The sequence below is a fragment of the Streptomyces glaucescens genome (genome assembly GCF_002154375.1).
Classification (GTDB): domain Bacteria; phylum Actinomycetota; class Actinomycetes; order Streptomycetales; family Streptomycetaceae; genus Streptomyces; species Streptomyces glaucescens.
In genome coordinates this window covers 1-9,979 of sequence record NZ_MUND01000430.1, presented here as the reverse complement: position 1 = coordinate 9,979, position 9,979 = coordinate 1, and the positions used below count along the sequence as shown (strand labels likewise).

11 protein-coding genes and 1 pseudogene are annotated in these 9,979 nt (G+C 72.5%); 8 read left to right on the top strand and 4 right to left on the bottom strand.

All coding sequences use genetic code 11. The features are described from left to right. Positions 1 to 76 precede the first annotated feature (76 nt). Entirely contained in the window at positions 77 to 637 is a 561-nt protein-coding gene (locus CCN42_RS26290; RefSeq protein WP_245877462.1) for an RNA polymerase sigma factor, read from the bottom strand. A gap of 131 nt (positions 638 to 768) precedes the next feature. Between CCN42_RS26290 and trpS the strand changes: the two genes are divergently transcribed. Together trpS and CCN42_RS26280 are read left to right on the top strand one after the other, a co-directional pair. Continuing rightward, positions 769 to 1,782, top strand: a complete 1,014-nt coding sequence (gene trpS / locus CCN42_RS26285; RefSeq protein WP_086167989.1) for a tryptophan--tRNA ligase — start codon at positions 769 to 771, stop codon at positions 1,780 to 1,782. Between the two features lie 247 nt (positions 1,783 to 2,029). Next, positions 2,030 to 2,605, top strand: coding sequence for a 2'-5' RNA ligase family protein (locus CCN42_RS26280; protein ID WP_086167990.1), 576 nt, complete (start codon positions 2,030 to 2,032; stop codon positions 2,603 to 2,605). Positions 2,606 to 2,640: 35 nt separating this feature from the next. Here CCN42_RS26280 and dprE2 read toward each other — a convergent pair whose 3' ends face one another. Both dprE2 and dprE1 read right to left on the bottom strand, forming a co-directional pair. After that, on the bottom strand, positions 2,641 to 3,396 hold the full coding sequence (gene dprE2, locus CCN42_RS26275; protein ID WP_086167991.1) for a decaprenylphospho-beta-D-erythro-pentofuranosid-2-ulose 2-reductase: 756 nt from the start codon (positions 3,394 to 3,396) through the stop codon (positions 2,641 to 2,643). Positions 3,397 to 3,404: 8 nt separating this feature from the next. Beyond that, positions 3,405 to 4,760: a decaprenylphosphoryl-beta-D-ribose oxidase gene (gene dprE1, locus CCN42_RS26270; protein WP_086739318.1), complete on the bottom strand. Its 1,356-nt coding sequence runs from the start codon at positions 4,758 to 4,760 to the stop codon at positions 3,405 to 3,407. 133 nt (positions 4,761 to 4,893) lie between these two features. Here dprE1 and CCN42_RS26265 point away from each other — a divergent pair, with 133 nt between their 5' ends. The 4 genes from CCN42_RS26265 to CCN42_RS26250 all read left to right on the top strand — a co-directional run bounded on the left by CCN42_RS26265 (position 4,894) and on the right by CCN42_RS26250 (position 7,844). Continuing rightward, positions 4,894 to 5,445: a phosphatase PAP2 family protein gene (locus tag CCN42_RS26265; RefSeq protein WP_086167993.1), complete on the top strand. Its 552-nt coding sequence runs from the start codon at positions 4,894 to 4,896 to the stop codon at positions 5,443 to 5,445. A 10-nt stretch (positions 5,446 to 5,455) separates the two neighbouring features. Beyond that, positions 5,456 to 6,457, top strand: a complete 1,002-nt coding sequence (locus tag CCN42_RS26260; protein WP_086739316.1) for a decaprenyl-phosphate phosphoribosyltransferase — start codon at positions 5,456 to 5,458, stop codon at positions 6,455 to 6,457. 71 nt (positions 6,458 to 6,528) lie between these two features. Then, positions 6,529 to 6,951 carry a GtrA family protein gene (locus tag CCN42_RS26255; protein WP_086739321.1) on the top strand — a complete coding sequence of 141 codons (423 nt, stop codon included), beginning with the start codon at positions 6,529 to 6,531 and terminating at the stop codon, positions 6,949 to 6,951. Further along, positions 6,939 to 7,844: a YihY/virulence factor BrkB family protein gene (locus tag CCN42_RS26250; protein WP_086739314.1), complete on the top strand. Its 906-nt coding sequence runs from the start codon at positions 6,939 to 6,941 to the stop codon at positions 7,842 to 7,844. Before CCN42_RS26255 ends, CCN42_RS26250 begins: the two co-directional genes overlap by 13 nt. Here the strand turns inward: CCN42_RS26250 and CCN42_RS26245 are convergent. Next, positions 7,798 to 9,111, bottom strand: a complete 1,314-nt coding sequence (locus tag CCN42_RS26245; protein ID WP_339384430.1) for a D-alanyl-D-alanine carboxypeptidase family protein — start codon at positions 9,109 to 9,111, stop codon at positions 7,798 to 7,800. The genes CCN42_RS26250 and CCN42_RS26245 overlap by 47 nt on opposite strands. A 91-nt stretch (positions 9,112 to 9,202) precedes the next feature. Here CCN42_RS26245 and CCN42_RS26240 point away from each other — a divergent pair, with 91 nt between their 5' ends. Beyond that, on the top strand, positions 9,203 to 9,442 hold the full coding sequence (locus CCN42_RS26240; protein WP_086167996.1) for an SCO4848 family membrane protein: 240 nt from the start codon (positions 9,203 to 9,205) through the stop codon (positions 9,440 to 9,442). A 50-nt stretch (positions 9,443 to 9,492) separates the two neighbouring features. Further along, positions 9,493 to 9,979 (top strand): annotated as a pseudogene (locus CCN42_RS26235) (metallophosphoesterase); the annotation flags it as partial.

Genomic DNA, 9,979 nt, shown 5'->3' with positions numbered 1-9,979 from the left:
GTCCAGCGACCTGCCGAGGGCCCGCAGCTCGTCCGGCAGCCGCCCGGCACCGGTGCCCTCGGCCGGCTCCCGTCCCTCACGCACGCTCCTCACCCCCTTCCCGAGGCCGGAAATCCGGCAGCAGCCGGCCCAGCTTCCGCAGCGCCCGGTTGAGCCGGGACTTCACCGTCCCGCGGGGCCAGCCCAGTGCCTGGGCGGTCTCCGGTTCGTCCATCTCCAGCAGATAGCGGTAGGTGACGACCAGGCGGTGCTCCTCGCTCAGCTTCTCCAGGGCGGCCAGCAGGGCCGCGCGGCGCTCGCTCTCCAGCGTCGCCGCCGCGGGGTCCGCCGATTCCGGTATCAAGGGCTCGGCCTCGGCGAACGCCGCCTCCCGGCCGGCGAGCGTGCGCTGGCGCGCAGCCGTCCGCACTGTGTTCCTCGTCTCATTGGCGACGATCGACAGCAGCCACGGCTTGAACGCCGAGCCCTCCTTGAAGCGGCCCAGCGCGCAGTACGCCTTCACGAAGGCCTGCTGCACCACGTCCTCCGCGTCCGCACCGGCGCCGAGCGCGGCGGCCGCGCGCAGGGCGATGCCCGTGTGGGCCCGCACCAGCTCCGCGTACGCCTCCGGCTCCCCGGCGCGTACGCGTGCGATCACCGCGGCCTCATCGACGATGCGGCCCCCCTCCCGCGTCCTCACACCCTTGTTACACCGCCGGGGACGGATCGGTTCCCACCTGTTTCCCATCAGTTCCGGACCGCCCGCTGAGACCTGAGAGAATGGGGGGCATGGCCTCTGATCGACCCCGCGTGCTCTCCGGAATCCAGCCCACCGCAGGCTCGTTCCACCTCGGCAACTACCTCGGCGCCGTCCGCCAGTGGGTGGCCCTGCAGGAGTCCCACGACGCGTTCTACATGGTCGTCGACCTGCACGCGATCACGGTCCCGCAGGACCCGAAGGAGCTGCGCGCCAACACCCGGCTCGCCGTCGCGCAGCTGCTCGCGGCCGGGCTCGACCCGGACCGCTGCACCCTGTTCGTCCAGAGCCACGTCCCCGAGCACGCGCAGCTCGGCTGGGTCATGAACTGCCTCACCGGCTTCGGCGAGGCGTCCCGTATGACGCAGTTCAAGGACAAGTCCGCCAAGCAGGGCGCCGACCGGGCCTCCGTCGGCCTGTTCACGTACCCGGTCCTCCAGGTCGCGGACATCCTGCTCTACCAGGCGAACGAGGTGCCGGTCGGCGAGGACCAGCGTCAGCACATCGAGCTGACCCGCGACCTCGCCGAGCGCTTCAACGGCCGCTTCGGCGCGACGTTCGAGGTCCCGAAGCCGTACATCCTCAAGGAGACGGCGAAGATCTACGACCTCCAGGACCCGGCGATCAAGATGAGCAAGTCGGCGTCCACGCCGAAGGGCCTGATCAACCTGCTCGACGAGCCGAAGACCACCGCCAAGAAGGTCAAGAGCGCGGTCACCGACACCGACACCGTGGTCCGCTTCGACGCGGAGAACAAGCCGGGCGTCAGCAACCTCCTCACCATCTACTCGACCCTCACCGGGGCGGGAATCGGGGAACTGGAGGAGAAGTACGCCGGCAAGGGCTACGGTGCGCTCAAGACCGATCTCGCCGAGGTCATGGTCGAGTTCGTGACGCCGTTCCGGGAGCGCACCCAGCAGTATCTGGACGACCCGGAGTCACTGGACTCGATCCTGGCCAAGGGCGCGGAGAAGGCCCGCGCCGTCGCCGCGGAGACGCTGGCCCAGGCCTACGACAGGGTGGGTTTCCTGCCGGCCAAGCACTGACCGGGGCACTGGACCGGGGCACCGAGCCGGGTGCGCGGCGTAGTGCGCCGTGTGCGAGGCGGAGTGCCGCGCCGCGTGCGGGCCGCGCACGGAAGATCCGGTCCGGTCCGCACCACGGACAGCGCTGCACATCACTACGGCTGCGCCTGCCCACGGCCGGGCGGTGGCCGTACAGTCGATAGCCGGACGGCCGCACGCGCAGCCGTCCGCCCCTCGCAGACGTACCGACACGACGACAGGAGACGACGTGGGGACCGTAACGATCGGTGTGTCGATCGCGGTCCCGGAGCCCCACGGCAGCCTGCTCCAGGAGCGGCGCGCGGGCTTCGGCGACGCCGCGGCTCACGGTATCCCCACCCATGTCACCCTGCTGCCGCCGACCGAGGTCGACGGCGCGCTGCTGCCCGCGATCGAGACGCATCTCGCGGAGGTCGCGGCGGCGGGACGGCCGTTCCCGATGCGGCTGTCCGGCACCGGGACGTTCCGTCCGCTGTCGCCCGTCGTCTACGTCCGGGTGGCCGAGGGCGCCGAGGCGTGCACGTGGCTGCAGAAACAGGTCCGCGACGCCTCCGGCCCGGTCGCCCGTGAACTGCAGTTCCCGTACCACCCGCACGTGACCGTCGCGCACGGCATCGACGACGCGGCGATGGACCGGGCCTTCGAGGAGCTGGCCGACTACGAGGCCGAGTGGCCGTGCACCGGGTTCGCGCTGTACGAGCAGGGCGCGGACGGGGTCTGGCGGAAGCTGCGGGAGTTCGCCTTCGGCGCCACCGTGGTGCCGCCGCAGGCGTCGGCCCCGGCGGAGCACGGCACGCTGCACTGAGCGGATGCCGCGCGGTCACCGCCCCGCGGGGCGGCTCAGACCGGCAGCCGGCGGAACACCGCCCTCGGCACGTGACGCATCGCAGACATGACCAGGCGCAGCGCCCCCGGCACCCACACCGTCTCCGAGCGGCGGCGCAGGCCCCCCTCGACGGCCGCCGCGACCGCTTCGGGCGTCGTCGCGAGCGGGGCCTCGTCCAGGCCCGCCGTCATCCGTGAGCGGACGAATCCGGGGCGTACGACCATCACGTGGACGCCCGTGCCGTGCAGCGCGTCGCCGAGGCCCTGGGCGAAGGCGTCCAGGCCCGCCTTGCTGGAGCCGTAGATGAAGTTCGAGCGGCGGGCGCGTTCACCGGCGACCGAGGAGAGCACCACCAGCGAGCCGTGGCCCTGGGTCTGCAGCGCGCGGGCGCTGACCAGGCCCGCCGACACCGCGCCGGTGTAGTTGGTCTGCGCCACGCGCACCGCGTTCACCGGCTCCCGCTCGTCGCGGGCCTGGTCGCCGAGGATGCCGAAGGCGAGCAGCACCATGTCGATGTCGCCCTCGGCGAAGACCTTGCCGAGGACCGTCTCGTGCGACTCGGGATCGAGCGCGTCGAAGGCGACGGTGCGCACGTCGGCGCCCAGGGCGCGCAGGCCCTCGGCGGCCTGCTCCAGGCGGGGCGAGGGACGGCCCGCCAGCCGGACGGTGCGGGTGCGGCGGGCGATCAGCCGGCGGGCGGTGGCCAGGGCGATCTCGGACGTACCACCGAGGATCAGCAGGGACTGGGGGAGGCCGAAGGCGTCCTTCACAGTGGCTCCTAGAGGGTGAGTCGACGGGCGAGATCGGACATGAACACGCCGCGCGGGTCGAGTTCTTCGCGCAGGGCGCGGAAGTCGCCCAGGCGCGGGTACATCGCGGCGAGCAGGTCGGGCTGCATGCGGGAGTCCTTGGCGAGGTAGACGCGGCCGCCCGCGGCGGCGACCTCCTCGTCGAGTTCGTCGAGGAAGGAGTCGAGGCCGGGCAGCGCGGCCGGGATGTCCAGGGCCAGGGTCCAGCCGGGGGCGGGGAAGGAGAGCCAGCCCGGGTCGGCGTCCCCGAAGCGCTTGAGGACGGCCAGGAAGGACGGGCAGCGGCGCTCGGAGATCCGGTGCACGATCCGGCGCAGGGCCTCCTCCTGGCCGTACCCGACGACGAACTGGTACTGCACGAAGCCGCCCCGGCCGTAGATCCGGTTCCAGTGCGGCACGCCGTCCAGGGGGTGGAAGAACGTGGAGATCCTCTGCAGTTGACCGGCACGCGCGCGTGGGGCCCTGCGGTACCAGACTTCGTTGAACAGGCCCACGGTCCGCCGGGTGAGCAGGCCGTCCGGGAGGAAGGCCGGGGCGGCGGGCAGCTGGGAGGGACGGAAGGCGAGCGGGTCCCTCCGCGCACGCGCGGCCTTGGGCAGCGCCCCCAGGGGCGCGTGGTCGCCGCGGGTGAGCACCGCGCGGCCGGTCGCCGCGCCGCGCGCCAGCAGGTCGATCCAGGCGACCGAGTAGCGGTAGCGGTGGTCGGTGGCGGTCAGCCGGGCCATCAGGTCGTCGAGGTCGGCCGCGCGTTCGGTGTCGACGGACATCAGCGAGGTCTCGACCGGGTGGAGCCGGATCGTCGCGGTCAGGATCACCCCGGTCAGGCCCATGCCGCCCGTGGTCGCGTCGAACAGCGGGGTGCCAGGGCTGACGGTGTGCACGCCGCCGTCGGCGGTGAGGAGTTCGAGGGACAGCACATGGCGGGAGAAGGACCCGGAGACGTGGTGGTTCTTGCCGTGGATGTCGGCGCCGATCGCGCCGCCGACGGTCACGTAGCGGGTGCCGGGGGTCACCGGCACGAACCAGCCGAGCGGCAGCAGGATCTGCATCAGCCGGTGCAGGGAGACGCCCGCGTCGCACAGCACGGTGCCGTCCGCGGCGTCGATCGCGTGGATCCGGTCCAGGCCGGTCATGTCGAGCACCGCGCCGCCGGCGTTCTGCGCGGCGTCCCCGTACGCCCGTCCCAGGCCCCGGGGGATGCCCCCGCGGGTCCCGCAGTCCCGGACGGCCGCCACGGCCTCCTCGTACGTCCGTGGGCGGATCAGACGGGCGGTGGTGGGAGCGGTGCGGCCCCACCCCGTGACGGAAACGGTCTCGGCAGGCATGTCGGTGACCGTATCGCCCCTATGCGGACGATTAGTTTGGGAACATCCAAGCCCTCCCCGAAATGGGTGATTAATGGGATGTCGCTCAATATTGCCGTAGTTCCAGCGGTCTCGGCGTGAACAGTGAGTCCACATGGACGACCTCGACGACATGGACCACCGAATCCTTTCGGCGCTCCGGGCCTACGGCTCCGACCCGCGCGTCGCGGCCGGCGCGCGCGCCCTGTCCTGGGCCGGCGAGCACGGGGCGCTGTGGCTCGCGGCGGGTCTCGTGGGAGCCGCCGCGGACCGTACGAGGCGCGGTGCCTGGTTGCGCGGAACGGCGCTCATCGCGGGCGCGCACCTCACCAGCATGGGTGTGAAACGGATCGTGCGCCGTCCGCGCCCCGCGCATGTCGAGCCTCTGGTGCGCACCGCAGGGCGGCACTCCTTCCCCAGCTCCCACGCCACCTCCGCCGCCGCCGCGGCCGTCGCCTACGGCGCGCTCGGCCCCCTCGGCGCACAGGCGATCCCGCCGCTGGCCGCCGCGATGTGCCTCTCGCGCCTGGTCGTGGGCGTCCACTACCCCTCCGACGTGGCGGCCGGCGCGGCGCTGGGCGCGCTGACGGCGTGCGCCGGGGCGCGCTGGGTCCGGCAGGGCGTGCGCAGCGGCGTGTGCGATGTGACGGGAGGCGTGCATGACTGAGGCCGCACCCATGACGAACGGCACACGCTCTCAGGAAACCGCGCCCCTGGCGCAGGGCGCGCACGCCCAGGAGACCGCCCTCCTGGAGCATCGTCCGCCCCGCCCCCGGCCCCCCGAACAGCCGCGCCGGGGAACCCTCCTCGGGGGCCTGGTCAGGACCGCGCGGCCCAAGCAGTGGGTCAAGAACATCCTGGTCGTCGCCGCCCCCGCTGCCGCCGGCCGGCTCTTCTCCCCACCCGCCCTCGTCGAACTGCCGCTGGTCTTCGTGCTGTTCACCGCGTGTGCCGCCGCGGTCTACCTGATCAACGACGCGCGCGACGCGGACGCCGACCGCGCGCACCCGACCAAGCGGCACCGCCCGGTCGCCGCCGGACAGGTCCCCGTGCCGGTCGCCTACGCGGTGGGCGGCTCGCTCGCCGTCCTCGCCCCGGCCGCCGCGGCCTGGCTGACGTCGCCGTCGGTCGCGGCGCTGCTGACGGCGTACCTCGGCATGCAACTGGCGTACTGCGTGAGCCTCAAGCACATCCTGGTCGTCGACCTCGCCGTCGTCACGACCGGGTTCCTGATGCGGGCGATGGTCGGCGGGCTCGCGCTCGGCATTCCGCTGTCGCGCTGGTTCCTGATCACGACCGGGTTCGGGGCGCTGTTCATGGTCTCGGCGAAGCGGTACTCCGAGGCCGTGCAGATGGCCGGGAAGGGCGGCGCCACGCGCGCGCTGCTCACCGAGTACACCACCGGCTACCTCCGCTTCGTGTGGCAGCTGGCCGCCGGGGTCGCCGTGCTGGCGTACTGCCTGTGGGCGCTGGAGGAGGGCGGCGACCCGCACACCGGGCTGCTGCCCTGGCGGCAGCTGTCGATGGTCGCCTTCATCCTGGCGATCCTGCGCTACGCCGTGTTCGCCGACCGGGGCACGGCGGGCGAACCCGAGGAGGTGGTGCTGCGCGACCGCGCGCTGGCCCTCATCGGGCTGGTGTGGCTCGCGATGTACGGCCTGGCGGTGGCCGATTGGTGACCCGGGCGACTCCCCGCGCGGGCGGCCGGCTCGCGCTCCGCACCCGCCCCGACGCCCGCTCACGGGCACCCCTGCGCTCCCAAGAACTCCTCTCCTTCGCCGCCGTGGGCCTGCTCGCCTACGCCACCGACCTGGCCCTGTTCACCTGGCTGCGCGGCCCCATGGCCCTGGACCCCCTCACCGCCAAGGCGCTCTCCTTCCTGGCGGGCTGCACGGTGGCGTACGCGGGCAACGCGCTCGGCACCTACCGGGACCGCGCGGGAGGCACGCCCTGGCGCCGGTACGCGGCGTTCTTCGCGGTGAACGCCGCAGGCGCCCTCGTCCAGCTCCTCTGCCTCACCGTCAGCCACTACGTCCTCGGCTTCACCTCGCAGCGCGCGGACACGGTCTCCGGCGCGGGAATCGGGATGGCGCTGGCCACCATCCTCCGGTTCTGGGGCACCCGAACATGGGTGTTCCGCAGTGAGGGCAGGGTCGGATCATGGACTGGCTGAAGAACCTTCCGGTCGTCGGGCCGTGGGCCGCACGGCTGATGACCACGCACGCGTGGCGCTCCTACGAGCGGCTGGACCGCGTGCACTGGACCCGGCTGGCCGCGGCGATGACGTTCACGAGTTTCGTGGCGCTGTTCCCGCTGCTGACCGTGGCCGTCGCGATCGGCGCCGCCGCGCTCAGCGCCGACCGGCAGAAGGAGCTGGAGGACCGGATCGCCGAGCAGATCCCCGGCATCTCCGACCAGCTGGACATCGCCGGTCTGGTCGACAACGCGGGCACCGTCGGGATCATCGCCGGTGCCCTGCTGCTGTTCACCGGCATCAACTGGGTCGGCTCGGCACGGGAGTGCCTGCGGGCGGTGTGGGAGCTGCCGGACGACGAGGAGAACCCGATCCTGCGCAAGGTCAAGGACGGCGGCGTCCTGGTCGGCCTCGGCGGCGCGGTCCTGGTCACCCTCGTCGCCTCCACGGTCGCCTCGGCGGCGGTCGGCTGGACCGCCCGCCACCTGGGCCTGGAGGAACAGGGCTGGGGCAGCGCGCTGTTGCGGATCACCGCGTTCGCCGTGGCCGTCCTCGCCGACTTCCTGGTACTGCTGTACGTCCTGACGCTGCTGCCCGGCGTCGAGCCGAGCAGGCACCGTCTGGTGGTCGGCGCGCTGGTCGGCGCGATCGGGTTCGAGCTGCTGAAACTGCTGCTGAGCGGCTACATGCAGGGCGTGGCCGCGAAGAGCATGTACGGCGCCTTCGGCGTGCCGGTCGCCCTGCTGCTGTGGATCAACTTCACCTGCAAGCTGGTGCTGTTCTGCGCCGCCTGGACGGCGACGCCCAGCAAGCGGGCGGAGGGGATCACCGCCGGCGACGCACCAGATCCGGCAGTGGCCAGCGGCGGTTGACCAGGAACGCGCCCCCGCCGAGCAGCACCAGCAGCCCGCCCGCGATCCCCAGGGCGATCCCCATGCCGGTGGAGCCGCTCTCGGTCGTGGCGCTCGCCACCGGCGCCTCGGAGGTGCCGCCGGCCGCGGCGCCCCCGGCCTCGCCCGTGTCCGCGGGGGCGGTGGCCGGGGCACCCGGCCGCCCGTCGGACGGGGCGGCACCCTTGGGGGGCACCAGCTCGCCGACCGGCTCGACCTTCCCGGCCGCCTGGAAGCCCCAGTCGAAGAGCCGCGCGGTCTCCTTGTAGACCTCGTTGTGCTCCTTCTTCTCCGGGTTCATGACCGTGACGAGCAGCACCTTGCCGTCGCGTTCGGCGACCCCGGTGAAGGTGGCGCCGGCGTTGGTGGTGTTGCCGTTCTTGACGCCCGCGATGCCCTGGTACTGGGAGATGTCGTAATCGCCGGTGAGCAGCCGGTTGGTGTTGCGGATCTCGTACGACTCGCGAACCGTCCTGCCCTTCTTGTTCTTCTTCGTCTCGCCGGGGAACTTCGCGGTCAGCGTGGAGCAGTACTCCCGGAAGTCCTTCTTCTGCAGCCCGGAGCGGGCGATCAGGGTCAGGTCGTACGCGGAGGAGACCTGGCCGGGGGCGTCGTAGCCGTCCGGGCTGACCACATGGGTGTCGAGGGCCTGCAGTTCCTCGGCGTGCTCGTTCATCTCCCGGACGGTCTTGTCCACGCCGTCGTTCATCGCGGACAGCACGTGCACCGCGTCGTTGCCGGACTGGAGGAAGACCCCGAGCCACAGGTCGTGGACGGTGTAGGTCTCGTCCTCCTTTATGCCGACCATGCTGGAGCCGGCGCCGACGTTCGCCAGGTCCTCGGTCGCGACCTTGTACGTCATGGACCTGGGGAACTTCGGCAGCAGGGTGTCGGCGAACAGCATCTTCAGCGTGCTGGCCGGGGCGAGCCGCCAGTGCGCGTTGTGCGCGGCCAGCACCTCGCCGGACTCGGCGTCGGCGATGATCCACGACCGCGCGGTGACGTCCTTCGGCAGCACCGGCACCCCGCTCGCCAGGTTCACCTGGGTGCCCGGCTGCCCGAGCCGCGTCCCGCCGACGGTCGACATGTTCGCCGGGGGAGCGGCCGACGCGCCGGTGCTGGGACTGGCGCTCGCCGACGGGCCGGGTGACGGGGCCGCGAGGGCGACGGGAGCGGTCAGCGAGAGGGACAGCAGGGTCGCGGAAGCGACCAGCAGGGATCGCCTGACGGTCTTCTTGGCTGCGGGCACGAGCGAGAACGTACAGGGCCGCCGCGCGGAAGTCCCGCCCCCCTCCCCACCCCGGCCGGGGAACCGGCCACCGGGCGGCGATACTGAACGCATGAAACTCAGCCGCCCGATCTCCTGGTTCCTGCTCGCGTTCGGGGTGTGGAGCTGGGTCATCTGGGTCACTTTCGTCAAAAACCTGATCAAGGACGGCAGTGGGCTCGCGTTCGACGACGGTCACCCGACGGCGTATTTCTGGGTGCACCTGCTGCTCGCCGTCGTCTCCTTCGTATTGGGGACGGTCATCGGGGCCATCGGGTTGCGCGGACTGCGCGCACTGCGCCGTACGTCATAGCGGCCGCCGGACCGCACCCCCCTCCCCGGCCTCCAGGAGAGAGCAACGGCATGGTGATCGTCTTTCTGCTCGTCACGGTGAGCGTCCTCGTGGCAGGCAACTGGTACCTGTGGCGCCGCCTGTTCCGCGACACCACCCGCGCCCCGGGAGCGGTCCGCCGCGCGGGTGCGGCCCTGATCGCGGGCGGCTGGCTGCTGACGGTGGGCGCGCTGGTCGCCGAACGCGCCGGCGCCCCGTTCTGGCTCCAGCGCACCCTGGCCTGGCCGGGCTTCCTCTGGCTGGCCCTGTCGATGTACCTGCTGCTCGCCCTGCTGGCCGGTGAGGCCGTACGGCCGCTGCTGCGCCGCCACCTGGAGCGCCGGGACCGCGCGCGGACGTCCACGGCGGCCCAGGTGCGGGAGCCGGAGCCGATACCGGCCGGCGCGCCGCCCAAAGGGCCGGAGGCCGCCGGGACACCGGACGAGCCCGAGGGGACGGAGGGAACAGGGAGCACCGAGGGGACCCGGCCGCCCGCCCCCGCGGGTCCGTCCCGCCGGC

Excerpts from the sequence above, each read along its gene's own strand:
- CCN42_RS26240 (WP_086167996.1), top strand. The coding sequence starts at position 9,203 with ATGAAACTCAGCCGCCCGATCTCCTGGTTCCTGCTCGCGTTCGGGGTG.
- trpS (WP_086167989.1), top strand. The coding sequence starts at position 769 with ATGGCCTCTGATCGACCCCGCGTGCTCTCCGGAATCCAGCCCACCGCA.
- CCN42_RS26250 (WP_086739314.1), top strand. The coding sequence starts at position 6,939 with ATGGACTGGCTGAAGAACCTTCCGGTCGTCGGGCCGTGGGCCGCACGG.
- CCN42_RS26260 (WP_086739316.1), top strand. The coding sequence starts at position 5,456 with ATGACGAACGGCACACGCTCTCAGGAAACCGCGCCCCTGGCGCAGGGC.
- dprE1 (WP_086739318.1), bottom strand. The coding sequence starts at position 4,760 with ATGCCTGCCGAGACCGTTTCCGTCACGGGGTGGGGCCGCACCGCTCCC.
- CCN42_RS26265 (WP_086167993.1), top strand. The coding sequence starts at position 4,894 with ATGGACGACCTCGACGACATGGACCACCGAATCCTTTCGGCGCTCCGG.